24 protein-coding genes are annotated in these 22,585 nt (G+C 59.7%); 8 read left to right on the top strand and 16 right to left on the bottom strand.

Translation table 11 applies throughout. The annotated features are described in order from the left end of the window. Nucleotides 1-3 precede the first annotated feature (3 nt). Nucleotides 4-855 (bottom strand): CAP domain-containing protein, encoded by an 852-nt coding sequence (locus QRN31_RS29310; protein ID WP_285436278.1) that lies wholly within the window; start codon nucleotides 853-855, stop codon nucleotides 4-6. 139 nt (nucleotides 856-994) lie between these two features. On the opposite strand from QRN31_RS29310, the gene QRN31_RS29305 reads away from it, so the two are divergent. Beyond that, a complete protein-coding gene (locus QRN31_RS29305) occupies nucleotides 995-1,615 on the top strand; it encodes a cell wall hydrolase (protein WP_285436276.1) in 621 nt (206 codons plus the stop codon). 24 nt (nucleotides 1,616-1,639) lie between these two features. On the opposite strand, the gene QRN31_RS29300 is transcribed toward QRN31_RS29305, so the two are convergent. Further along, on the bottom strand, nucleotides 1,640-5,125 hold the full coding sequence (locus QRN31_RS29300) for a hypothetical protein (RefSeq protein WP_285436274.1): 3,486 nt from the start codon (nucleotides 5,123-5,125) through the stop codon (nucleotides 1,640-1,642). A gap of 232 nt (nucleotides 5,126-5,357) precedes the next feature. Here QRN31_RS29300 and QRN31_RS29295 point away from each other — a divergent pair, with 232 nt between their 5' ends. Both QRN31_RS29295 and QRN31_RS29290 read left to right on the top strand, forming a co-directional pair. Beyond that, a complete protein-coding gene (locus QRN31_RS29295) occupies nucleotides 5,358-6,290 on the top strand; it encodes a GlxA family transcriptional regulator (RefSeq protein WP_285436272.1) in 933 nt (310 codons plus the stop codon). 104 nt (nucleotides 6,291-6,394) lie between these two features. Next, nucleotides 6,395-7,369: a nitrilase-related carbon-nitrogen hydrolase gene (locus QRN31_RS29290; protein ID WP_259154363.1), complete on the top strand. Its 975-nt coding sequence runs from the start codon at nucleotides 6,395-6,397 to the stop codon at nucleotides 7,367-7,369. Nucleotides 7,370-7,691: 322 nt separating this feature from the next. Here the strand turns inward: QRN31_RS29290 and QRN31_RS29285 are convergent, their stop codons facing one another. The 4 genes from QRN31_RS29285 to QRN31_RS29270 are packed head-to-tail and all read right to left on the bottom strand — an operon-like array spanning nucleotide 7,692 to nucleotide 9,882. Then, nucleotides 7,692-8,390, bottom strand: coding sequence for a dienelactone hydrolase family protein (locus tag QRN31_RS29285; protein ID WP_285436267.1), 699 nt, complete (start codon nucleotides 8,388-8,390; stop codon nucleotides 7,692-7,694). 37 nt (nucleotides 8,391-8,427) lie between these two features. After that, nucleotides 8,428-9,051 (bottom strand): glutathione S-transferase family protein, encoded by a 624-nt coding sequence (locus QRN31_RS29280; protein ID WP_090182999.1) that lies wholly within the window; start codon nucleotides 9,049-9,051, stop codon nucleotides 8,428-8,430. Nucleotides 9,052-9,105: 54 nt separating this feature from the next. Beyond that, nucleotides 9,106-9,621 (bottom strand): HvfX family Cu-binding RiPP maturation protein, encoded by a 516-nt coding sequence (locus QRN31_RS29275; protein WP_285436266.1) that lies wholly within the window; start codon nucleotides 9,619-9,621, stop codon nucleotides 9,106-9,108. A 57-nt stretch (nucleotides 9,622-9,678) separates the two neighbouring features. Next, nucleotides 9,679-9,882 (bottom strand): HvfA family oxazolone/thioamide-modified RiPP metallophore, encoded by a 204-nt coding sequence (locus QRN31_RS29270; protein WP_059405530.1) that lies wholly within the window; start codon nucleotides 9,880-9,882, stop codon nucleotides 9,679-9,681. A gap of 376 nt (nucleotides 9,883-10,258) precedes the next feature. On the opposite strand from QRN31_RS29270, the gene glsB reads away from it, so the two are divergent. From glsB to QRN31_RS29255, 3 genes are all read left to right on the top strand, one after another. Next, a complete protein-coding gene (glsB, locus tag QRN31_RS29265) occupies nucleotides 10,259-11,167 on the top strand; it encodes a glutaminase B (protein ID WP_285436263.1) in 909 nt (302 codons plus the stop codon). Nucleotides 11,168-11,251: 84 nt separating this feature from the next. Continuing rightward, a complete protein-coding gene (locus tag QRN31_RS29260; protein WP_285436262.1) occupies nucleotides 11,252-12,754 on the top strand; it encodes an aldehyde dehydrogenase family protein in 1,503 nt (500 codons plus the stop codon). Between the two features lie 75 nt (nucleotides 12,755-12,829). Continuing rightward, entirely contained in the window at nucleotides 12,830-13,180 is a 351-nt protein-coding gene (locus tag QRN31_RS29255; RefSeq protein WP_285436261.1) for a BON domain-containing protein, read from the top strand. Between the two features lie 82 nt (nucleotides 13,181-13,262). On the opposite strand, the gene QRN31_RS29250 is transcribed toward QRN31_RS29255, so the two are convergent. The 3 genes from QRN31_RS29250 to cynS form a co-directional block, all read right to left on the bottom strand. Next, nucleotides 13,263-13,922 carry a carbonic anhydrase gene (locus QRN31_RS29250; RefSeq protein WP_222586105.1) on the bottom strand — a complete coding sequence of 220 codons (660 nt, stop codon included), beginning with the start codon at nucleotides 13,920-13,922 and terminating at the stop codon, nucleotides 13,263-13,265. 34 nt (nucleotides 13,923-13,956) lie between these two features. Further along, nucleotides 13,957-14,193, bottom strand: a complete 237-nt coding sequence (locus QRN31_RS29245) for a DUF2790 domain-containing protein (RefSeq protein WP_285436257.1) — start codon at nucleotides 14,191-14,193, stop codon at nucleotides 13,957-13,959. Between the two features lie 87 nt (nucleotides 14,194-14,280). Further along, entirely contained in the window at nucleotides 14,281-14,748 is a 468-nt protein-coding gene (gene cynS / locus QRN31_RS29240; RefSeq protein ID WP_201112519.1) for a cyanase, read from the bottom strand. Nucleotides 14,749-14,870: 122 nt separating this feature from the next. Here cynS and cynR point away from each other — a divergent pair, with 122 nt between their 5' ends. Beyond that, nucleotides 14,871-15,752, top strand: coding sequence for a transcriptional regulator CynR (gene cynR, locus QRN31_RS29235; protein WP_285436254.1), 882 nt, complete (start codon nucleotides 14,871-14,873; stop codon nucleotides 15,750-15,752). 9 nt (nucleotides 15,753-15,761) lie between these two features. Here the strand turns inward: cynR and QRN31_RS29230 are convergent, their stop codons facing one another. The 6 genes from QRN31_RS29230 to QRN31_RS29205 form a co-directional block, all read right to left on the bottom strand. Then, the gene (locus tag QRN31_RS29230; RefSeq protein WP_285436253.1) at nucleotides 15,762-16,061 is read right to left on the bottom strand and encodes a hypothetical protein; all 300 of its coding nucleotides are present in this window, start codon (nucleotides 16,059-16,061) and stop codon (nucleotides 15,762-15,764) included. A 142-nt stretch (nucleotides 16,062-16,203) separates the two neighbouring features. After that, nucleotides 16,204-16,533 (bottom strand): hypothetical protein, encoded by a 330-nt coding sequence (locus tag QRN31_RS29225; protein WP_208667882.1) that lies wholly within the window; start codon nucleotides 16,531-16,533, stop codon nucleotides 16,204-16,206. A gap of 221 nt (nucleotides 16,534-16,754) precedes the next feature. Further along, nucleotides 16,755-16,907: a hypothetical protein gene (locus tag QRN31_RS29220; protein ID WP_007946257.1), complete on the bottom strand. Its 153-nt coding sequence runs from the start codon at nucleotides 16,905-16,907 to the stop codon at nucleotides 16,755-16,757. Between the two features lie 146 nt (nucleotides 16,908-17,053). After that, a complete protein-coding gene (locus QRN31_RS29215; RefSeq protein WP_285436251.1) occupies nucleotides 17,054-17,557 on the bottom strand; it encodes a GNAT family N-acetyltransferase in 504 nt (167 codons plus the stop codon). 49 nt (nucleotides 17,558-17,606) lie between these two features. After that, on the bottom strand, nucleotides 17,607-18,236 hold the full coding sequence (locus tag QRN31_RS29210) for a glutathione S-transferase family protein (RefSeq protein WP_285436249.1): 630 nt from the start codon (nucleotides 18,234-18,236) through the stop codon (nucleotides 17,607-17,609). A gap of 113 nt (nucleotides 18,237-18,349) precedes the next feature. Next, entirely contained in the window at nucleotides 18,350-20,299 is a 1,950-nt protein-coding gene (locus tag QRN31_RS29205) for a DNA topoisomerase III (protein WP_285436248.1), read from the bottom strand. Nucleotides 20,300-20,546: 247 nt separating this feature from the next. On the opposite strand from QRN31_RS29205, the gene QRN31_RS29200 reads away from it, so the two are divergent. Next, a complete protein-coding gene (locus tag QRN31_RS29200; RefSeq protein ID WP_285436247.1) occupies nucleotides 20,547-20,915 on the top strand; it encodes a DUF427 domain-containing protein in 369 nt (122 codons plus the stop codon). Nucleotides 20,916-21,227: 312 nt separating this feature from the next. Here QRN31_RS29200 and lldD read toward each other — a convergent pair whose 3' ends face one another. Beyond that, complete coding sequence (gene lldD / locus QRN31_RS29195) at nucleotides 21,228-22,373, bottom strand: FMN-dependent L-lactate dehydrogenase LldD (protein ID WP_285436246.1); 1,146 nt, start codon at nucleotides 22,371-22,373, stop codon at nucleotides 21,228-21,230. Nucleotides 22,374-22,585: the final 212 nt, after the last annotated feature.

The raw sequence follows: 22,585 nt of genomic DNA, 5'->3' as shown, positions 1-22,585 counted from the left end.
CCGTTATTGCGCACCGAACATGGCTGTCCAGTAGATCCCGGCATCACTCTTCGGATCGACTGCGTAGGCGGCGCCCAACTCGCGGTATTGCGGGTTCATCAGGTTGGCGCAATGACCGGGGCTGGCCAGCCAGCCGTCGACGACCTTGCGCACGGTGTCTTGCCCGGCGGCAATGTTCTCGCCGACTTGCTGGCCGCTATAACCTTCCAGTTCGGCACGGTCCCCGGGTGTGCGGCCATCGCGGTCCTTGTGGTCGAAGAAGTTGTTATTGGCCATCGCCCGCGAATGTTTTTCGGACGCAGCGGCCAATGTCGCGTTCCAGGCCAGCGGCGAGGTTGCGGCGAACGGTTGACCGCCACACTGGCGAGGTTGGCTGCGAGCGGCGTTGAGCATTTCCAGCAGCTTCTGGCCTTCTACCGTGGCGTCGCCCAAACGTGCGGTCAACAGTGGACGCGCCAACACGATGCGCCAGTCGCGCCCCTCATGGCTGACACCGACGTCGATGAATTGCGGGTTGAGCACCACCTGGCAAAAGCTCTCTTTGATCGCCGCCATGGCGGACGCCGCATCACGCGGTCCGGACATGCTGATCGCCTGTACGTTCACCATCGGGTACGACGCACGGGCCATCGCCTGCTGCAGATCGACGTTACCGGTGGGCGACAAGACCAGGCGCGCGTCGCTCGTCAGCGGTGGCAGTTCCGAAGAGGCCTGATTGGCGCAGCGCTGCGCCTGGCTGCGGTAAACGTTGATCGACTCGACCAGTTGCGAATCCTCGGTTGCCACGGCGGTGGCGGCAAATGCCAGGCCCAACGGCAACGCGACAAGATGCAAAATGGATGACGGAACGCGCATGGAAATCCCCTTTGACTGAGTGCGCCCATAATGCGCGAACTCACCCCGTTCAAGGCAATGGCTTTTTGCAGATTGTTGCTTAAGCTTTGACATAATTTGGCTACTACACTGAATCGACGACTTTCGGAGTGTTTTCACCATGTCCGTTAAATGGATCGCAGCATTACTCGCCGTGACCCTGCTCGCCGGTCAGGCCATCGCCGACGACCAGGAACAAAAAAAAGAAGTGGCTCAAGACAAGGCTCAAGTGCTTGAGCAGAAAGCGGCGGAGAAGGGCGACAACGTGCCCGTGCCCAAATCCGAGAAGATTACCCAATCCGAGGTCCAGGCAGTCGACCCGTCCGGCACTGCGCCGTTGGACGAGGCGATTACCTGCCTGGCCCGCTCCATTTACTGGGAAGCCAAAGGCAAGGACAGCGCCGACATGGAAGCGGTCGCCAATGTCGTCATGAACCGCCTCGGTCACGCAGGTTTCCCCGACACGGTGTGTGCGGTGGTCAAGCAAGGCTCCGAAACCAAGAAATGTCAGTTCTCCTGGTGGTGCGACGGGCGCCCGGACACGGCACAGGATGAGACCCAATACGCGATCGCCAAGGAAATCGCGCGCAAGGCCCTCAATAAGCAGTTGCCGGACCACACCGGTGGCGCCATGTATTTCCATGACCGCACGGTAAAACCGGACTGGGCCAAGGAGTACATCAAAACGGCTGAAACCGGGATGTTCCAGTTTTACAAGCCGCATGACGGGTCGGCGAAGTAGGCGCGCAGCGCCCGTGCCGGGCGCTCAAAACTTCGCATAGTTCAACGCATCGACAATCGCCGAACCGCCAATGCCGGTCAGCGACAGCAACAGCGCGCGGATCAGCGGGTCTTCGGAGTAACGCGAGAACGAGCCTTTGTTGAGCGTCGCGACGCGCTCGCGAATGATCTGGAATTTTTCGTAGGGGCCTGGCGCTTTCGGCGTTTGCAGCAGGTAGGCATCGATCCGTTGCAATGCGACCGTGCGCGCTTTTTCCGCTGCCCGTCGTAATGACAGCGCGGAGGCGAGCAGGATCAGCGCCGTGATTAAAAACGAAATGACCACGCTGGGCGGGGTCGGCCAGTTATCGAACACGCTGCTGCGCGCCGCCAACAGGATCAACATGACCACCGTTGGTGCATAGATCAGGCGGCTGACCGCCGAAGTACGGGTGGCGATCAACTGCATGTCCACCCACTCGTCGATGCAAGGGTGTTTGAGCATGCCGAAAATCTTCTGGTGTTCCAGCTGCAACGACTTGGGCCAGATCGCATGATGTTCGCTCAGGTGCCGGATGAAACGCGTCAGCAGCAGATTGGCATCCACGACCCAGAACACCAGCATCTGGAACACCAGGGTGGGGATCAGCCAACTGAGCATCCACACGATTGAATCGCCGCGCACCGGAGAATGCTCCATGGGCCACACCACGAACAGCACGCTGGTGACCACGACGAAAACCCAGGTGGCGAGCAGGGCGCGAAGCAGTCGGGCACCGAACGATCCGCATACGCAGTGTTCACCCCAGAAGCGTGCAATGGAGATCATTTTGCGTCCGTCCTCGCAGGTGGCCTCAGCGGACTGACAGGGTTTTGACCAGTCGTCATTGGCACTCATCAACGGAAAAAAAATCAGCAGCAGGCCGTTCCCCAGTTCGTTGCACCTGCGCCGCAGGTTCCAGCGCTTGCAGTGGCGAAGAAAGCGCAGAACCTGCCCGCATACACCGATCCGGTAGCGGCGCATGTACTGGCGCAAATGGTAGGCGCTTTCGATTTCGGCTCTGTTGACGCGCAGGTTGCGCCAGCCCCAGGCCAGCGCCGAGAGCGATATCAGTACGGCGGCCACGCGCAGCGCCACGGTCGGCCAGGCACTGATGCCTTCAAACAGAAACATCGGTTCACCCAGGCCTTCGCCCGTCAATGTGCTGCGCATTTGATACGCCAGCATCAACGCGAGGATGAACCCCACGAGGGGGACAACGATGTACCACGCCGAGGCGTCGTAAAAGCCGCTGTCGGCGCTGGCCGTCGTGTCTTTGCTGTGGGCCTGTTGCCGGGAACGACGGATCAGGTTCGACGAGATGATGCCCAGCAGGATCAGCACGAACGTGAACCACAGAAACTCGGCATGCCAGAAGCGCGTGGCGATAAATGAACAGGCCACCGCGACCATGTACAACGTCATGGGCACGCCGCGCACCCAGGCCAGCTTGGTATCGGGGTCGATCTTCGGTCCCGAGATCCATCGCCAGGCAATGAACCCGGCCATCAGCAGCAGGGTGAACGTCAGCGGCCCGGCCCAGAAAAACGACTGAATGGCTTTGAACTGCTCGCGCACGGCCTGGGAGGCCTGCGGGTAGGGCGGGGGCGAGGCGTCTTGAAGGCAACGCAACGCCATCAAGTCGTGTGGACGCAAGTCACTGTCCGAGCGCGAAAGCAGTGTCGGGGCTTCGCAACTCAACGGGCGTATGCCGGTCACCGGACTCGCCAAGGGAATGAAACCGCTGATGCCGACCTCGTAGATGCCGGGCGATAGCAGCTCCGATTTCGAATAGTCGAATTTCGCCCGCTTGGCGTCGAAGGACTGTGGCGCCAGCGCCGCGAGGACGGAGACAAACACCGAGCTTTGCAAGCTGTCGCGAAACGGCGGAACGTCTTGTTGCAGGGCTCGCGTCAGCGTCAGCCCGTAAGGCGCTGCCAGTATCAGGTTGCGGGTGGTTTGAGCCTGGCCCCGTTGCAGCATGCGGGCGTCGAGGTCGGTGGAAAAGTACAGCTTGTACGGCATCCGGCTCTTGAGCGCCTGCAACACCAACAGTTTGTCGTAGGCATCGACCCCCAGAATGCCGATGGCGCCGATGCCGCTTTCACCGTTTCGTCGATAAGTCGCGTCTTCGCTGGCGATGTGATCGGCGAGGCGGCGCAAATAATCCAGCTGGGAGTTGCCGTCGGCTTTTTCCAACGGACTCAGATCAATAGCCGTGGCGTCCTTGTTTTTGCCGGCATCGGGGCTGGCTGCCTTGTCAGAGCTGGCGGCTTCCTCGGGGAGGCGTCCGTCCAGGCCACGCAAATAGCTGAAACGCAGAATCCAGCGATCGACAGCAGCCTTCTCCTTGTTCTCGCGCAGGCCGGCATCCGCGGCGACCTGGGTCTTGAAGCTTTCGATCAAGGCACGGCTGTAGAAACTGTCCCACTCGGAAATCAATGCGATGCGGTCGGCGCGCGGCCAACGGGTCCGGGCGCAATCGGAACCCACCCGCCGCAAGCTGCCTTTGTTGCACTTCAAACCGGTTGCCGGATCGACATGACGCAGTTTCAGTTCCTCCAGCATCAATTGCGTCATGGTGCCGTCGTCACTAACGGTGCGCAGCAGTTTCATCGGCTGTTTGTCCGGCGGTTCTTTCGCCGGGAGGTGGAGGCTTTTGGCGAGTGTCTCGTTGTCGGCAGTGGCCAGGGGGGAATAGATCTCGATGTTCGGTGTTGCGTGGGCGTTGGCTTCATCCTGGTACATGCCGCGCAAGACCGTTGAAGTGGCCGGGCCGATGACTTTCAAATTGGCGTCGTCGGGCCGTTGGGGACACGCTTGGGCGGAACACCCCAACTGGAGTTTGGCGCTCAGGGTCTTGTTCAATTTATCCAGCATTTGCAACGGGGTGGTGCCGAGTGCGTCCTGTTTCAGCCAGAACACGATCGTGCGTTTGGGCGGCAGTGGTTTGTCTTGCGGATCGGTCGGTGGATCGAAGGGATTATCGACAAACATTTCGTAGGGAATGTCGGCGAAGTTGGTCTCGCTGGGTGAGTCGGTTGAAAGATCAGCGGAAAGCTTCAGGCACTGGATGTATTGCTCTTGATCCGGCACCCGGTGCGAGTTCTTGAAACCTGCCAGCAACGCGTAACGAATGCGCCGCCGCCTTTCGACTTCATCGGCATAGGGGCCGCCCTCGACCAGCGCCACCATCATGTCTGGAACCGAGGATTCCTCGGGCGGCAGGGCGATCAAGGGGTTGCATAAATGGCCGGCGTCGGGACTCTTGGCGTCGTTGAGTTTTTTGCGATAACGCTCCAGCGCATCAAACGGGTCTTGCCACAATCGCGCTTCGATTGGCAGTTGCGCCTGAAATTGTGCGCCGATGGGACGCGGTTCCATGAACGGTTCGCGGGTCAGGGCGAACGTCGAGACCACCAGACTCAGGATGACCGCACTGCCAGGCAGCCAGAAGGCCAGGTTAGTACCTGAATCCTTAGAGGTATCCATGGCCTTTCCCTCGAATGGCCGACAGTTACACGTTAGGTATAGACCCAATTAGCACGTTGGTTTTTTGACCCGATGTTAGTTCTTCCAGTTGAACCTGAACGTTGTAACGCGGCTAATACACACGGGGGGATAGATATCCGCTGATCGAAGAACTGTTCACCCGAAAGCGCAGAAGCGTAGAGTTCAATCCAATGACTTGAATCCCCTCATGCCACGTTTACGGACACGCCCCGTGCACAACATCGGACTCATCGTTTACCCAGGCTTCCAGGTCTTGGGCCTCGCCATGTGCGCCGCCTTCGAGTTGGCCAACACCGTCGCCGAGGAGCCGGTGTACAGCCTTGCGTTGCTGTCCGAGCACGGTGGGTCGGTGCCGACATCGGCCGGTTTTGACGTGGCAAGCCACGCGTTCGACAAGAGAGCGTTCGATACTCTGCTGGTCATGGGCGACAACCTGATCCGGCCAACATCGCCGGGCATGGTGCAATTCCTGCGCAACGCCCGCCAGACCACCCGGCGCCTGGGGTCGATCTGCACCGGTGCTATCGCGCTGGCCGAAGCCGGTCTGCTGGATGGCAAGCGGGCGACCACGCACTGGTGCCATGCCCCGGCGCTGCAGCGGGCGTACCCGAAGGTGAAAGTGGAAGAGGACCGTATCTTCATCAACGATGGCAATATCTGGACCGCTGCCGGCATGAGCGCTTGCGTCGACCTGGCGCTGGCCTTGGTGGAGAAGGACCTGGGCGCCGAAGTCGCGCGCCAGGTGGCCCGGCAACTGGTGGTGTATCACCGGCGCGCGGGCGGCCAGTCGCAGTTTTCCGTGATGCTCGAACTCGAGCCCAAGACCGATCGCATCCAGGCCGCATTGACCTACGCCAAACACCACCTCAAATCGGCGCTGTCGGTGGAAGAACTGGCCAGCGCGGCCCATCTCAGCCCCCGGCAGTTCAGCCGGGTGTTCCATGCCGAAACTGGCCAGACCCCGGCCAAAGCCATCGAAAACCTGCGGGTGGAGGCGGCCCGGCTGATGATCGAAACCGGTCGGCATTCCATCGATGTGGTGGCGACCGACACCGGGTTTGGCGACCGCGAGCGAATGCGTCGCGCCTTTATCCGTGCATTCGGGCAACCACCGCAGGTGATTCAGCGCGCCCATCGAGCTTGATTTTCCCTGTGTCCTAAAAGGTGGTGCATTCGACATTTAAGACAAAATATGATTGCCGTAATCTAGATCTCGTTGAAGCCCATCCCCTCAGTGAGATCACCGCCATGACCATTGTCAAAGCCGCTGCCGTCCAGATCGCCCCCGTTCTCTACAGCCGTGAAGGCACGGTAGAAAAGGTCGTTAACAAGATTCGCGAACTCGGCGAGAAGGGTGTGCAGTTCGCCGTTTTCCCTGAAACCGTCGTACCGTATTACCCGTACTTTTCCTTCGTGCAGAGCCCTTTCAAAATGGGTTCCGAGCACTACAAATTGCTCGACCAGGCCGTTGTCGTGCCGTCGGCAACCACCGATGCCATCGGCAAAGCAGCCAAGGAAGCCAACATGGTGGTGTCCATCGGCGTCAATGAACGCGATGGCAGCACCCTCTACAACACGCAGTTGCTGTTTGATGCCGACGGCACGCTGATTCAGGCGCGTCGCAAGATTTCGCCGACCTATCACGAACGCATGATCTGGGGCATGGGCGATGGTTCTGGCCTGCGCGCCACCGACAGCGCGGTCGGGCGCATCGGTCAATTGGCCTGCTGGGAACATTACAATCCGCTGGCGCGTTACGCCTTGATCGAAGACGGCGAACAGATCCACGCCTCGATGTACCCGGGTTCGTTCGCAGGTCCTTTGTTCACTCGCCAGATGGAAGTCAGCATCCGCATGCACGCACTGGAGTCAGCGTGCTTTGTGGTCAACTCGACGGCGTGGTTGTACCCGGAACAGCAGGCCCAGATCATGGCCGACACCGGCTGCGAGATCGGGCCGATCTCCGGCGGCTGCTACACCGCGATCATTGACCCTCAGGGTGAAGTCGTCGGCGCACTGACCGAAGGCGAGGGCGAAGTGATTGCCGACATCGATCTGTTCCAGATCGAAATCCGTAAACGCCAGATGGACGGCCGCGGTCACTACAGCCGTCCGGAGATACTGAGCCTGAACATCGACCGTACGCCGCATCGTCATGTTCACGAACGCAACGACCAGCCGAAACCGGGTGTGATCGACACTGCTGAAGAAACCGGGCGTTGAAAACGGCTTGAGACCGAGGCGCTCCCATCGCGAGCAAGCCCGCTCCCACACTTGATCTTTGTCGAACACAAATGCTGTGTTCACTGAAAATCCCCTGTGGGAGCGAGCTTGCTCGCGAAAGCGATATACCCGTCACCCCATGCTGAATGTACGATCGTCATCGCGAGCAAGCCCGCTCCCACAGTTGATCGTCGTTGAACACAAATGCTGTGTTCACTGAAAATCCCTTGTGGGAGCGGGCTTGCTCGCGAGGGGCCATCAAAGACGCTGAAAAAAAGGGACTTCCACCGAGCGATGGAAGCCCCTTTTTTTTGATTTGCTTTTACAGTTCCTGACCCAAAAAGATCAGTGTATTGCCGTGGGCCTCAGCGGCGGCGCGCTGGTTGTAGCTGTCACGGTGCGAGCAGTTGAAACCATGTTCGGCGTCTGGATACACAACAATTTCCACGTTGTCGTTGTTCTCGAAACGCTCGGCGATTTTCTCCACGGCTTCCAGTGAAATGTGGCTGTCCTGTTCGCCGAAGTGCATCAGCAACGGCACCTCGATGTCGTCGGCGCGGTCCAGATGGTTCTGGATGCCGCCGCCGTAATAAGCAACGGCCACTTCCACCAGCCCGTTGGCGGCGGTGAGGTACGACAGCAAGCCGCCAAAGCAATAACCGATGGAGGCAATGCCGCCGTCCAGGCCCGGCTGCGCATCGAGTGCGTCGATGGCCAGTTTGATGTCGGCCTGGGCCTTGTCGATGTCGGTGGCGTTCATCAACTCGACGGCGCGTTTCCAGCCGGCTTCGTCGTAGCCCAGTTCGATGCGGTGGCCGTTGCGCCAGAACAGGTCCGGTGCGATGACCAGGTAGCCGTCGGCAGCGTATTGCTCGGCGACCGAGCGGATGTGTTCATTCACGCCGAAGATCTCCTGGATCAGCACAATCCCCGGACCTTTACGGGTATGCGGAATGGCCAGGTAAGCGCCGAATGTGCCTTCGTCGCTGTCGATCTCGATCCATTGGGTGGTCACGCTCATGGTGGCTCCTGTTTTCGCAAGTGAGGTGGAATGAAGCTTAGTGCGGCTGTGTGGCCTTGAAGCTTGGCAGAGACTGCATGCGTTTCCACCATCCGTCGAAACCTTCCACCGCGAACACCTGCGGCGCATCCGGCGTCATCGCGATGTAGGCGCAGCCCGGCGCGAGGTAAAAGTCGCCGATGCTGGGTTCAAGACCTGCAATATACGGATCGGTGCCTTTTATTTTCATCAGTTCGCGCAGCACCCGTTTCGAGTTTTCGATGCCTTTGCGGCGCGCTTCTTCATTCTGCCCGCCAATAAAGTCAGGAAAAAGATGATAGCCGAACACCTGCACCAGGTTGCCATAGCCATAGGAATCGTAAATTCCCTGGGCCATGTGCGTGCGGGCGCGGTCGTGGGCGTTATCCGGTGTGATGGACGGACCGGGCAGGACTTCGTCCAGATAGGCGACGATCGCGCCGGTTTCGATCACACGAAATCCGTCATGATCGATAACCGGCACCTTGCCGAAAGGGTGGCGGACCAAATGCTCGGGCAGGTGCGGCTCGCCCTTGATCACGTTGACCTGCACTTGTTCGTAGTCCGCGTCTTTTTCTGACAGCAGCATTTTCACGGTGCGCACATACGTACTGCCGTCAAAACCGTAGAGAGTAAGGCTCATGGCGATTGCTCCGTTTTTTCAGGGAGTGGAGGACGCGCCCGAGCCTCTGGTCGGTCAAGGGTGAGTGCGACGCCAGATGAATCGGGCCAACAGTGCATCCAGGCTGAGCTTGCCGGCACCCGAGAGCAACAGCGGCATAAGGGCTGCGAGGTAGATCAGCGGCAGCTTGAAGTTACCGTGCCCCTTGTTGCTGATGGCATAACCCTGAGCAAGCTCACTCAATGTAGACCAATCGGCTGGCCAGTGAACGGCAGCGGTCGCGACGACCGTAACGATGATCAGGATGATTGCCGAAACACGTGTCCCCAGGCCGACGAGTATGGCCAGGGCGCAAATCAGCTCGGCCCACATCGACAGTTCCCAGTTCAAGGTGGCCGGTACGTGGTTGAACGGAAACGGGAAGGCGTCCTGGATGTCGGCGAACCAGTTTTCGCCGTTCCATTTTTCCAGGCCCGACTCGAAAAATTCCCAGGCAATGAACAGCCGTAGCGTCAATGGCGCGAGCCAGTTACCGGCCCGGTCGAGGTTCAGGTGCAGGCCTTTCACGGCCGACGAAATTGCAGAAGTCATGGGCGGGGTCTCCGTTCTGTCAGGGAAGCGGGGCAACGTGTTGCCCCATGCAATGGGTTACTCGCCGGCGCCGCACTTGCCTTCGCCACATTTGCCTTCGGCGGGTTTTTCTGCGGTATCGGCCTGGACCTGGCTGTAGCCGTGGGCCAGTTGTTTCATGCTGAACGCCTCGGATTCGGAGGCCGACGCCACGTTGGACAGGGCCAGGCCGCCTGCGATGATCAGGCCGAGGGTCAGGGAAGAAGTCGAGAGCTTGAACATGGTGATACTCCGTAGCATTGAGTGAGTTGAGCGCTTTGATCGGCGAGGCCAATCGACAGGCACAGTTCATCAAGCGGGTGTATCTGCGATGTGTCGCGGGTGCGGGGTTTTATGGATGGGGTGTGTCGCGGGCGGCTCTGTACACACTCCGATACATAGCCAACACCAATCTCCTGTGGGAGCGAGCTTGCCCGCGATAGCGGAATGACAGTCAACATTGATTTGACTGATCTGGCCTCATCGCGAGCAAGCTCACTCCCACAGGGGCGCGGTGTTTTTTGAGATTGTGTTTGGGCAATCTGTGATTCTGCGCCGACCCACGGCGTCTAGCCTCCATGTCCCCGCAATCCCTCGGGGCGAGACTTCGGAACCCGGCATGCAAGCGCTGTTGAACGAGATTCTTGACGCCGTCCGGCCGCTGATCGGTCAGGGCAAAGTGGCTGACTACATTCCTGCCCTCGGCACGGTCCCGGCCAATCAGTTGGGCATTGCCGTGTATGGCAACGACGGCGAGTTGTATTGCGCGGGCGATGCCGAGACGCCGTTCTCGGTGCAAAGTATTTCCAAGGTGTTCAGCCTGGTGCAGGCCATCGATCACTCGGGTGAAGCGATCTGGGAGCGCCTCGGCCACGAGCCGTCCGGCCAGCCGTTCAACTCGCTGGTGCAGCTGGAATTCGAACGTGGCCGCCCGCGCAATCCCTTCATCAATGCCGGTGCCCTGGTGATCTGCGACATCAACCAGTCACGCTTTGCCGCGCCGGCCTTGTCGATGCGCGATTTTGTCCGTCGGCTGTCTGGCAATCCGCAGGTGATGGTGGACGGCAAGGTCGCCGAATCCGAATACCAGCACCGCGCGCGTAACGCGGCGATGGCTTACCTGATGCAGTCGTTCGGTAACTTTCACAACGACGTCGAGGCGGTGCTGCGCAGCTATTTCAGTCACTGCGCGTTGCGCATGAATTGCGTCGACCTGGCCCGGGCGTTCTGCTTCCTGGCCAACGACGGGTTCTGCAAACACAGCGGCGAACAGATTCTCAGCGCCCGCCAGACTCAGCAGGTCAATTCGATCATGGCCACCAGCGGTTTGTATGACGAGGCCGGTAACTTTGCCTATCGCGTCGGTCTGCCGGGCAAGAGCGGCGTGGGCGGGGGGATTGTCGCGGTGGTGCCGGGGCAGTTCACGGTGTGCGTCTGGTCACCGGAATTGAACGCCGCTGGTAACTCGCTGGCCGGGATGGCGGCGCTGGAGTTGTTGAGCCAGCGCATTGGCTGGTCGGTGTTCTAAGGCAATCGGGGCGGCGGGGCTAATGACGCTCCGTGGATTTTCCTATACATTTTCCAGCCGCCCCCTGCATGGTGAAACCGCTTCATGTCTCTTGCGCTCGAACGTCTAGTCGCTGGCACGCCGATCCCTTTCGCCGGTAATCGTGTCACGGTCGTCAGCCCCGAACTGGCTGCGCGCTTTCAGCCCGGGGACCATTTGCTGGTGGAGCAGGTCAGCGGCGAGTTGCTGCTCATCCCGGTGGTGGATCAGCAAGCGGCAGCCGTCGCGATCGAGCGCGCCGAAGCGGCGTTCACCGCGCTGTCGAGCGTCCCGGATCAGGCGATCAGCACCTTCTTCGATCTCTTTGCACAACGTTTGGAAAACCCGGATTGCTGGGCCTTGATCGAGGCCGCCAACCTGGCCGACATCGAACGCGCCAAATCCCGTGGTCGTTCCACCACACGGCTGCTGGCGGATGAGCGCATGCGCCGCGACATGATCGCCGGCCTGCGAGCCTGGCGCGATGCGCCGGCCACTCGCGGCAAGGTCATCAGTTGCGTCGAGCACGACGGATGGAAAGTCGAGCAAGTGGTGTCGCCGCTGGGCATCGTCGCGTTCGTGTTCGAAGGACGGCCGAATGTCTTCGCCGACGCGGCTGGCGTGTTGCGCACCGGTAATACCGCGGTGTTGCGCATTGGCAGCGATGCGTTGGGCACCGCCCAGGCGATTGTCACTCATGCACTGAACCCGGCACTCAGCGAGGCCGGGTTGCCGGTCGGCGCGGTGTCGCTGGTCGAAAGCGTCAATCATGCGGCGGGCTGGGCGATGTTTGCCGACCGCCGTTTGTCACTGGCGGTGGCCCGTGGTTCGGGTCGCGCAGTCAGCCAACTGGGCAGCATCGCCCAACAGGCCGGCACCGCCGTCAGCCTGCACGGCACCGGTGGCGCCTGGCTGATTGCCGATAAAGACGCCGACGCCGAGCGCTTCGCCGCCGTGGTGCGCAATTCCCTGGACCGCAAGGTCTGCAACACCCTGAACGTCTGCCTGATCCAGCGTGACCGCGCTTCGGAGTTGGTGCCGTTGTTCCTCGACGCGCTGCAACAGGCCGGCACCGCTCGGGGCCAAGGCTGCAAGTTGCACATCGTCGAGGGCAGCGAACAGTACTTGCCGGCTGAATGGCAAACCGCGAGCGTCCAGGTGTACCGCGCCGAAGGCTATCAGACCGAAGCTTTGGCCGAGCCGTTGCCAGAGGATCAGTTGGGCCGCGAGTGGGAATGGGAAGAAACCCCGGAAGTCAGCCTGAACATCGTCGACGACCTGGACCGCGCCATCGCCTTGTTCAATCGCTACAGCCCGCAGTTCACCGTGTCGCTGATCAGTGAGGATGCGGCGGCGCATGAGCGTTTCTACAATGCGGTCAACGCGCCATTTGTCGGCAATGGCATCACCCGTTGGGTCGACGGCCAATACGCGCTGAACAAGCCGGAGCTGGGCCTTTCGAACTGGGAGAGCGGCCGTTTGTTCGCCCGTAGCGCCATTCTGTCGGGCGACGGGGTGTTCACCGTTCGCAGTCGCATGACCCAGACGGACCTGACGGTGAAACGCTGATCACTTTCCGACCGCAGGCGCCAGGCGCACTATAATTAAGGTGTGTTTGCGTCTGCGTTTCGAGAGAGGTTCGCCATGAAACTTAATTCATTTCAGCATTACTCTCATGATCTGGAAGCGGTCGTGCACGACACGTGGATCACCGGCCGGGTGAAGTCGGCCCTGGCATTGGCCGAACCCAGCCTTGCCATGCAGGTCCATGTCAAAACCCATGCGGGAACGGTGGCGTTGAGCGGTCGTGTCATCACCCATAAACAATGTGAGCAGGCCGTTGCGCTGGCCCGTTCGGTGCCGGGTGTCGTCGAGGTCGATGCCAGGGAATTGCTCACTCACGTGTTCACACCAGGCAGCGTTCCAACGGCACCCAACGCCGAGGAAACCTCTGAGCGTCGGTCGTCATCGTCCTCCAGACCGGACGACAAGTGACCATCACGATCGTCTAAAAGGCAGCGCTTCCGTAAACCGGGAGCGCTGCGTCGATCGTCTTTTCGCCACGTTCTGAAACCCATCAAGCCGCTTCAACGGTCTTGCCATAAACGGCGCAGGTCGTTGGGTGTTCGGCCAGCGACACAAAGGTGCGGCTACTGGCTTCCAGCGCATCGATTGAACCGGTTTCGATGTCATAGACCCAGCCATGCAGGTTCAACTGACCTTTTTCCTGGGCCAGGCGCACGCTTGGGTGGGTCTGGATGTTGGCCAGTTGAGCGATGACGTTTTCGCGCACCATCGAACTCACCTTCGCCGCGTCATCGGCGTGAGGGCGCGATTCGTTGATAACCTTGGCCGACTCGGCGTGTTGCAACCATCCGCTGACGGCAGGCAAGTGATCCATGCATTTACACTTGGCGATGGCGGTCATCGCGCCGCAATCGGAATGGCCGCAAATCACGATGTCAGTCACGCCCAGTACCGCGACGGCATATTCTACCGTGGCCGACACGCCACCTGGATGCGGGCTGTAGGAGGGCACGATGTTGCCGGCGTTGCGGATCACAAACAGCTCGCCGGGTTCTTGCTGGGTCAGCAGTTCCGGCACCACGCGACTGTCAGAACACGTGATGAACAATGTGCCGGGATGCTGGGTGGTGGCCAGGTGTTTGAACAGGTCGGTGCGTTGCGGAAAAGCTTCGTTCTGGAACTTCAAAAAACCTTCGATGAGCGCTTTCATGGTGACGTCCTCATAAGTGATTAACAGTGGCTGCTCAGTTCGAGCAACCGGTGCCGAGTTCGCTGTATTGCAGAATGTGGGTCGCGCCTTTGGAGTCGAGGTAAGTCATCTCCATTGGAACCACGCCGCAGACATCGGCCACCGGGGTGATTGCCACGACCTGGGCGATATCCAGGTGCATGCCATATTGGTAAGCGACGGCGGCGTCCTGGGCGTGAACCTGGGCAGAGATGCCCGCCAGCAAGGAAACAACCAACAGAATTTTTTTCATGGGGCCTCCTCCAGACGAATGTGGTGAGCGCAAAAGCGTGTTTGGGGGATCGGGTCTGGCCCGCACCGGAGTGCGGGCCGGTTCAACTTAGAAAGGACGCAGAGGCAGGAACTTGCCGTCCAGGGTAATCACGGCGCGGGAACCGCCTTCCGGGTCTTCGACTTTCTTCATGTCGAGCTTGAAGTTGATCGCGCTGATGATGCCGTCGCCAAATTGTTCATGGACCAGGGCCTTGAGCGTGGTGCCGTAGATCTGGATCATTTCGTAGAAACGGTAGATGGTCGGGTCGGTCGGAACACCGGAGAGGCTGCCGCGCAGCGGAATGATCTGCAGACGGGCCACGGCGTCGGCGTCCAGGTCCAGTTTCTCGCCAATGACCTTGGCGGCGGATTCGGGCAGTGGGTGCTGGCCGAGCAGGGCGGCGGTGACGTAGGCCAGGCCCAGGCCGGTGCCGTCGGTCAGGTCCTGCCAGGACAGATTTTTACGCGCCTTGGCATCGAGAATCGACGTGGTCAGGGCCAGGCTTGGGTCGTTGTAAGCGTGGGACTGTTGCATGGTGATTCTCCTATCGGGGTGGTATTGCTTGGGTGTGAAGCAATCTTCTGCCGATTGATCAATAGCGTCCAAGACCGATATACAATGCTGCGCATAAGTCCTGCCTATAGATGGTGAGCCCCATGTTGCTGCGACATCTTCGTTATTTGCTGGCGGTTGCCGACCACGGCGGCTTTACCCGCGCTGCCGAGGCGCTGCACGTTTCACAGCCGACCCTGTCCCAGCAGATCCGCCAGCTGGAAGAAACCCTCGGCGTGAGCCTGTTCGACCGAACCTCGCGCACGGTCAAACCGACCGATGCCGGGGCGGCCTACATCGAGTGTGCACGTCGGGTATTGGTCGAGCTGGAAGCGGGGAAACGTGCGCTGCATGACGTCAAGGACTTGTCCCGCGGCAGCTTGCGCCTGGCCATGACGCCGACGTTCATGGCGTACCTGGTGGGGCCGTTGGTGCGCGATTACGTGGCGCAATTTCCGAACATTCACCTGGAGATTTTCGAGCTGTCGATGGACGACATCGAGGCCGGGCTGCTCGATGACTCACTGGACGTTGCCATCGCGTTTACCCAAGTCAGAAATGCCGACATCGAATCCATCCCGGCGTTTACCGAGACGTTGGGCGTGATGGTGGGGCGCGATCATCCGTTGTATGAAAGCCAGGTCGCACTGTCCGCTGAACAGGTGGCGCAACTGGACTTCGCGCTGCTGGCGCCTGGCTTCGTCACCCGTACCCGCATCAATGAGTATTTTGCCCAGGAGCAGATCACGCCGAAGGTGGTCATCGAGGTCAACTCGGTGAACACCTTGCTGGAAGTCATTCGGCACACGGCCATTGCCACCATTCTCCCGGAGCCTATTGCCACCCAGGACCGGGCATTGCGAAAAATCCCGTTGCAAGGAGAGGCGCCCACCCGGGGCGCTGCGTTGCTGCGGCGTAAAAACAACTATCACAGCGCAGCGTCGGTGGCGTTTATGAATCTGGTGTTGGGGACGGTGGCTCGTTAGTCGACAGGATCAATCATCCAGTGTTGGGCACACACCATTCGAGCCCTTGCCGGCGGCTGTCACCTTGACCGTATCGTCATCGATTACTTCAATCGAAACAGTAATACCCGAAGCCTTGGCTTCGAAGTGGCGATCATCGATGGATTTGGTTTCGGCTTCCTTGCCGCCGATGGTGACCGGGCCTCCGGAGTCCGCATGTACCGCTATTTTTCCGGGGCAGTCTGCATCGAATGAAGGCAGGCTGGAAATATCGGCATGGGCGGCATTGGCGATTGCCAACCACAGCAGAACAGTCAGGGTATTTTTCATCGCAAGTCTCCAAGGGCTGGCCGCACGTAGGTGTAACGATAGCTTTATTTAGCGCACACAAGACAAACAAAAAAAGGCCCCGCTCGATCATTCGAGCGGGGCCTTTTTATTGTTCAGAGGCGGGGTAAACCCTTGGCGGATTTCAGTAGAACCGGTCAATCACCCGAACTTCATTCTGGTTCTGCATCGAGGCCCATGCCTGTTTCAGCGTTTGCAGAACGTTACCGATGAAGTCCCTGTCGGCTGCAGCTTTCTTGCCGACATAGCCCTGGCCGCGACGGTACATCTTCAGTCGAGCGAGCAGGTTCTGGTTGTTCTGGTCGAACTCCGCTTCATGAGCGTGAGGCGACAGGCAGTCGATATGAACCTGGCCCGATTTGCTGATCCACAGAATGTGGCTGTCGTGGCTGTCTTTTTGCGCAGCGAAGATACGAGCCAGTTCATCGATAGTAGGTTGATTGTTCAGATTCATAATATGCCCCTTGACCATTTGGTGATCTTTCAAAGTTGATTCGCTAATACAAGTAGCCCATCGGTTAGTTGATCCCTGGCACCGAAACCAGGACGTCAGCGGTCGGCCGTCAAATCGACGGGGTTGCGCGTCTGTTGCATGTAGTCGTGTTGAATAACTGCTACGCGTTAGCGTCACAACGAGGAGAAGCAGCGAAAACCTGGAGGCCACTGCCGACTTTTTCAGGGTCGGCCACAAGCTTCATGAGGATTGATCGCCAGCGCTTCTCGTCCTTGTACTGGACGTTCGGGCCAGGTCAGCTTCTTCAATCTGCCTTGTGGGCAGCGTGTATCCGGGAAAAACAGCTCGGCGGTCAGACGAGCTTGCTCAAACATGTTGCTGTACTCCCGATCGGGGAGATGTCTGCATCATGCAAGGGCAAATCGAAGGCGTCAACCGTTATGTAGTGATTATTTTTGGTCACTACATATTGTCGGACAAAGCCGTTTGGAATTAAAAAAGGGTGGGCGAGGCGGGTCTGTCAGGCCGATGACGGCAAACGCTGGAAGCGGTAGAAGGTGCAGGGATAACCGTCTACCGGACGCTGGTGCAGGGTGAAGTCAGTGCCGGCGAGTTCGGGCATGACGTTGGCCCAGAACAGCCGGGCCGGCTGGTTCGCGTCGATGTGGAAAATCTGCCATTGACCGGGGAGCTGGCTCAAGAGGGTGGAAACGACAAACTTCGCGACACCTTGGCCACGAAAGCGTCGACTGACAAAGAGATAGCCGATGTTGTAGTCGGCACCGTCGATATGGGTGTTGTCGTCCACGGTCACGAAACCGGCCAGTTCTGCGTCCACCCTGATCAGAAACGGCCGGGTCGCGGGTTTACGCCAGTAATCCCAAGCGGGCTGGAAGTTGAAGAACCCGTGTTCACCGAGTTTCAACGGCAGCCATTCGCTCAAGTCGTACAGGTAGAACTGCATCAGGTTTTCGATGGTTTCCACTTCATCGCGGTGCGCGGCGCGCAGCTCAATTGAAGGCATGCGGGGTCGCTCCTGATCGCTGGGCCATCCGTGGCCCGTTCGGGATCACTCAGTGGGGCGCGAAGTCGTACTTCCCGCCTTTTTTCAAAGCGGCGGCATAAGCAGGGCGGGCCTGGAACCGTTCAATCCACGCGGTCACATGAGGATAGCTGCCGAGTTTGCCCTGGGCTCTGGCGATCTCGCCGATGAAACTCATCTGGATATCGGCGGCGCTGAACTCGTCGCCGAGCAAGAACGGGGACTGGCTCAGTGCCGTGTCGAGGTAGCCAAGGTAGTTGGCCACTTCCGAGTTGATACGCGGATGCAACGGCGCACCGGCTTCACCGAGGCGCCCGACGTACAAGTTCAGCATTAGCGGCAGCATGGCCGAGCCTTCGGCAAAGTGCAGCCACTGGATGTATTCATCGTAGGCGGCGGTGGATGGATCGGGTTGCAGGCGTCCCTGGCCATGACGGCGAATCAGGTAGTCGATGATCGCGGCGGACTCGATGACTTTCTGCGCGCCATCTTCGATCACCGGCGACTTGCCCAGGGCGTTGACCGCTTTCAGTTCTGGCGGTGCCAGGTTGGTCTTGGGGTCACGCTGGTAGGTTTTCAGCTCATAAGGGATGGCCAGTTCTTCCAGCAACCAGAGAATCCGTTGGGAGCGGGAGTTGTTCAGGTGGTGCACGGTAATCATAAATATTTTCCCTGTGGCAGCTGTCGAGTGAAACGAGGCTGCGATGTCTTGTCAGAAATAGGCGGTCGTGAGCTTGAAGAACACTAGACCATCACCGTCCATTCGAAGTGCCCTCAAGCTTTACTGGCCGGTTTTGCCACGCGCTTGGTGCCCGTCGACGGCTTTCGTTTGGTGGGCTTGCGTTTGTTTTTCCACGGTGTGGCGCCACGACCGGCGGGGCTTGCCGGACCGCTGATGGTCAGGCTCAGACCGGCGCAACGGGCGACCTGCTTGCTCATCCACGCCGCCTGCTTGGTGACGAATTCTTCCAGGCTCATCTCGCCGCTTTGCACCATGTCCAGCGCCTGCTCCCAGATGGCCGTGGTCCCCGGGTCGGCAATTGCGCGCGGCACCGCATCGATCAGGCTGAAGGCGGCGGGGGTAGCGGCGAGGGCCTTGCCGTTCTTGATCAGGTAACCGCGATCCAGTAGGCCCTGAATGATCGAGGCGCGTGTCGCCTCGGTGCCGATGCCGGTGGTGTCCTTGAGTTTTTGCTTGAGCAGCGGATCCTCCACCAGTTTCGCGACATTCTTCATTGCCTTGATCAGGTCGCCTTCGGTGAACGGCTTGGGCGGTTGCGTCCAGAGGTCCTTGAGCTTGACCTCGGCGACGGCGCAATCAAGCCCTTCGGCCAATGCCGGCAGCGGTTGTGGCGCCGGTGCCTCACGGCCTTTCGCCGGGGCGAGCGCCTCGGGCAGGGCACGTTTCCAGCCCGGTTCGACGATTTGCTTGCCGACGGCACGCAAGGCTTCGCCGGCGCAATCGAAGTCGGCCTGGGTGCGGTCGTATTCATGGTTGGGCAGGAACTGCGCCAGATAACGCGCGCGGATCAGCGTGTAGACCGCGCGCTGCTTGCCTACCAGCCGATCGAGATTCTTGGCGGCGGCGGTCGGGATGATGCCGTGGTGCGCCGTGACCTTGGCATCGTTCCAGGCCCGTGAGCGGCGCTGGGGCTGCAGGTGGTCGTTCAAGGCGTTCAGCGACGGGTCGGCCTGGCGCAGCGCGGCGAGAATGCCTGGCGCTTCGCTGTGCTGGCTCAGGGGCAGGAAGCCGCAATCGCTGCGCGGGTAGGTGATGACCTTGTGGGTTTCATAAAGCGCCTGGGCGATGTCGAGGGTTTCCTGGGCGCCGAGCCCGAGTTTCTTCGAACAGACTTCCTGCAGCGTGCCCAGATCGAACGGTAACGGTGCGACTTCACGCATCCGTTCGGTGCGCAGCTTGATCACCCGGGCACTCGCGGCACCGCGCAGTGCGGCGGCTGCTTGCTGGGCTAGCGGCTGGTTCAGGCAGCGATCCTGATCGTCACAGGCGTCGGATACCGCACGCCATTGCGCGGTGAACGCGGTGCCATCGTGCAGCAGCTGCACGTCAATGGCCCAGTAGGCGACCGGGACGAAATCGGCAATGCTGCGATCGCGGTCCACCACCAGGCGCAAAGTCGGCGTCTGCACCCGGCCCACCGGCAATACGCCCTGATAACCGGACTGACGCCCCAGTAGCGTGAACAACCGGCTCATGTTCATGCCGATCAGCCAATCGGCCCGGGACCGTCCCAGCGCCGAGTGATAAAGGCTGAAGGTTTCTTCACCCGGTTTGAGCGCCGCCAGCGCCTTGCGTATCGAGGCATCGTCCAGCGCCGACAGCCACAGCCGACGGATCGGCCCACGATAACGGCAATGTTCCACCAGCTCCCGGGCGATCATTTCGCCCTCACGGTCGGCGTCGGTGGCAATCACCAGTTCATCGGCCTCGCCAAGCAGGCGTTTGACGGCCTTGTACTGACTGGCCGTGCGCGGCTTGACGGTCATCTTCCATTTGTCGGGAATGATCGGCAGGTCCGCCAGCACCCAGCGCTTGTAACGTGCGTCGTAGGCGTCCGGCGGTGCGGTTTCCAGCAGATGGCCAATGCACCAGGTAACCGTGACGTCTGTTCCCAGCCAGCAACCGTCGCCACGCCGTTTGGCGCCGAGCACGGCCGCGATGTCTTTGGCCTGGGAAGGTTTCTCACAGAGGTACAGCCGCATAACCACCATCGTTCATCAAGTTGGCAAGAGGCGCACAGAATGGCCGGTGGCGAGCGATGGAGCAATCTTTATCTGTATGGATGTACAGGCTAAGCTATTGCGTCAGGTTGCGACGACCCAAACGGCCCGTTCAGCTGTGAGACAGTCATTGTCGCGAAAATTGCGTTATACCTGATAAACCCTGGTCTCAGGTTTTGGCGTCGCAGCGCGCCGCACAGGTCTATCACCGTCATGAGGAACGCATTCCATGAAAAGCACTGGTCCCAGTCCTGTCATTACCATCGCGGAACAGCCGGGCACCCTGTTGGTGAAGTATCACGGTATTCAAGTCGCCGCCTCGACACGTGCGCTGGTGATGCTGGAAGCCAATTATCCTCCGGTGTACTACGTTCCGTGGGAGGACATCGCCGAACAATATTTCGCGCGTACCGACCACACAACCTATTGCCCCTACAAGGGCGACGCCACTTACTACAGTTTGAAAGTCACGGGGCATGAGGCCGCGAATGCAGTGTGGCGCTATGAAAACCCCAAAGTGTCCGTAGAACAGATTCGCGGATACGTGGCGTTTTATCCCGATCAAGTCACGTTTGAAGTTCTGAAAAATATCGACTGACGGATTTCCAGGCGAGGGGCAACCCGACCAAGATCGAAAGGAAAAGCCAAAGCATCGCGAGCAAGCTCACTCCCACATAAAAGCGGATCGGCGCAAAGCTGTTGATCTTCACCACTCATCAGGTCGTGCGTTAGCTCGCCTTCAGCTTTTGATCTTGATGCACACGCCCCCTCGAGAGGCCGAGCGTCAGGGGCAAAAGTGCTTGGTTACTTGGCGTCGGGCCGGGCAGGCTCTTCCAAGTGACCCGCCGTCAGGGCGGAACCCTAAGCAGCCATCACCTAAATAACGGATCAGCCCCCAAATCGCATCAGCTCAACGAACACCAGCCCCCACCAACGTCGACTCATCAATCTGACCAATCGAAGTCACCCCGGTCAACGTCATCGCCACACGCATCTCCTTGGCGAAAATATCCAGCATGTTTTCCACCCCACGCTGGCCATCAGCCGCCAATGCATAAGCCATCGACCGACCCAGCAATACGCCTTTCGCCCCCAACGCCAACATCCGCACCACATCGAGCCCGGAGCGGATCCCCGAATCGACCAGCACCGTCAGGTCATTCCCCACCGCCTGCATGATCGGCGGCAGTGCCTTGGCAGTAGAAAGCACCCCATCGAGCTGCCGCCCCCCGTGGTTCGACACCACAATCCCGTCCGCGCCGAAGCTCACCGCATCCCTGGCATCCTGAGGGTCGAGGATGCCCTTGATGATCATCGGGCCTTTCCAGAACTCACGAATCCACTCCAGATCGCTCCAGCTGATCGACGGGTCGAAATTGTTGGCCAACCAACCCATGTAGTCTTCGAGGGTGACGGCTTTGCCCAGGTACTTCGAGATATTGCCCAGATCATGCGGGCGCCCCATGAGGCCGACGTTGAACGCCCAGTCGGGTCGGGTCATGGCCTGCAACATTCGCCGCGATGACGCAAAAGGCCCGGACATCCCCGAATGTGCATCCCGGTAGCGAGCGCCGGGGGTGGGCATGTCGACGGTAAATACCAGGTTCTTGACCCCGGCCGCCTTCGCCCGCTCCAGCGCATTTTTCATGAAGCCCCGGTCTTTCAACACATACAGCTGAAACCAGATGGATTGCTGACTCTGCGCTACGACTTCCTCGATCGAACACACCGATACGGTCGACAGGCATAGCGGGATGCCTTTGTTTTGCGCCGCTTTGACAGCCTGCACTTCACCTCGGCGGGCGAACATGCCGGTCAGGCCGACCGGGGCGAGAATGATGGGCATGGAAAGCGGCTGATCGAAGAGGGTGGTGCCCAGGCTCAGGGTTTCGACGTTTTTCAGAATCCGCTGACGCAGGCTGATGCCCGTCAGGTCAGCGCTGTTGGCCCGCAACGTATGCTCGGCGTAAGCGCCGCCATCAATGTAATCGAACAAAAAACGCGGGAGTTTGCGGCGTGCGGCCTCACGGTAATCCGATGCGGATGAAATGATCATGGGGTGCTGATGCCTCGTTCTGGTCAGTGGCGGGGCTGCGAAGTGCGTTGCTTCAGGTTAACGAAAACGCCCCGCGTGTGCGTAATGCTGTTCACTTAAGAACGTTTTGGGGTTGCGGGTTGGGTACATATCCGTTGCTGCGGTAACGACGGCTGGCGGTTCCGCCCTGACGGCGGGTCACTTGGAAGAGCGCCAAGTAACCAAGCGCTTTT

The organism is Pseudomonas sp. fls2-241-R2A-110 (genome assembly GCF_030209165.1).
Classification (GTDB): domain Bacteria; phylum Pseudomonadota; class Gammaproteobacteria; order Pseudomonadales; family Pseudomonadaceae; genus Aquipseudomonas.
Note: the sequence above shows the minus strand (reverse complement) of the source record. Positions and strands in the feature narration are given on the sequence as shown.

Bases quoted from the DNA above. Each gene is read 5' to 3' on its own strand.
- QRN31_RS29310 (WP_285436278.1), bottom strand. From the start codon at position 855: ATGCGCGTTCCGTCATCCATTTTGCATCTTGTCGCGTTGCCGTTGGGC.
- QRN31_RS29305 (WP_285436276.1), top strand. From the start codon at position 995: ATGTCCGTTAAATGGATCGCAGCATTACTCGCCGTGACCCTGCTCGCC.
- QRN31_RS29300 (WP_285436274.1), bottom strand. From the start codon at position 5,125: ATGGATACCTCTAAGGATTCAGGTACTAACCTGGCCTTCTGGCTGCCT.
- QRN31_RS29290 (WP_259154363.1), top strand. From the start codon at position 6,395: ATGACCATTGTCAAAGCCGCTGCCGTCCAGATCGCCCCCGTTCTCTAC.
- QRN31_RS29285 (WP_285436267.1), bottom strand. From the start codon at position 8,390: ATGAGCGTGACCACCCAATGGATCGAGATCGACAGCGACGAAGGCACA.
- QRN31_RS29280 (WP_090182999.1), bottom strand. From the start codon at position 9,051: ATGAGCCTTACTCTCTACGGTTTTGACGGCAGTACGTATGTGCGCACC.
- QRN31_RS29275 (WP_285436266.1), bottom strand. From the start codon at position 9,621: ATGACTTCTGCAATTTCGTCGGCCGTGAAAGGCCTGCACCTGAACCTC.
- QRN31_RS29270 (WP_059405530.1), bottom strand. From the start codon at position 9,882: ATGTTCAAGCTCTCGACTTCTTCCCTGACCCTCGGCCTGATCATCGCA.
- glsB (WP_285436263.1), top strand. From the start codon at position 10,259: ATGCAAGCGCTGTTGAACGAGATTCTTGACGCCGTCCGGCCGCTGATC.
- QRN31_RS29260 (WP_285436262.1), top strand. From the start codon at position 11,252: ATGTCTCTTGCGCTCGAACGTCTAGTCGCTGGCACGCCGATCCCTTTC.
- QRN31_RS29255 (WP_285436261.1), top strand. From the start codon at position 12,830: ATGAAACTTAATTCATTTCAGCATTACTCTCATGATCTGGAAGCGGTC.
- QRN31_RS29250 (WP_222586105.1), bottom strand. From the start codon at position 13,922: ATGAAAGCGCTCATCGAAGGTTTTTTGAAGTTCCAGAACGAAGCTTTT.
- QRN31_RS29245 (WP_285436257.1), bottom strand. From the start codon at position 14,193: ATGAAAAAAATTCTGTTGGTTGTTTCCTTGCTGGCGGGCATCTCTGCC.
- cynS (WP_201112519.1), bottom strand. From the start codon at position 14,748: ATGCAACAGTCCCACGCTTACAACGACCCAAGCCTGGCCCTGACCACG.
- cynR (WP_285436254.1), top strand. From the start codon at position 14,871: ATGTTGCTGCGACATCTTCGTTATTTGCTGGCGGTTGCCGACCACGGC.
- QRN31_RS29230 (WP_285436253.1), bottom strand. From the start codon at position 16,061: ATGAAAAATACCCTGACTGTTCTGCTGTGGTTGGCAATCGCCAATGCC.
- QRN31_RS29225 (WP_208667882.1), bottom strand. From the start codon at position 16,533: ATGAATCTGAACAATCAACCTACTATCGATGAACTGGCTCGTATCTTC.
- QRN31_RS29220 (WP_007946257.1), bottom strand. From the start codon at position 16,907: ATGTTTGAGCAAGCTCGTCTGACCGCCGAGCTGTTTTTCCCGGATACA.
- QRN31_RS29215 (WP_285436251.1), bottom strand. From the start codon at position 17,557: ATGCCTTCAATTGAGCTGCGCGCCGCGCACCGCGATGAAGTGGAAACC.
- QRN31_RS29210 (WP_285436249.1), bottom strand. From the start codon at position 18,236: ATGATTACCGTGCACCACCTGAACAACTCCCGCTCCCAACGGATTCTC.
- QRN31_RS29205 (WP_285436248.1), bottom strand. From the start codon at position 20,299: ATGCGGCTGTACCTCTGTGAGAAACCTTCCCAGGCCAAAGACATCGCG.
- QRN31_RS29200 (WP_285436247.1), top strand. From the start codon at position 20,547: ATGAAAAGCACTGGTCCCAGTCCTGTCATTACCATCGCGGAACAGCCG.
- lldD (WP_285436246.1), bottom strand. From the start codon at position 22,373: ATGATCATTTCATCCGCATCGGATTACCGTGAGGCCGCACGCCGCAAA.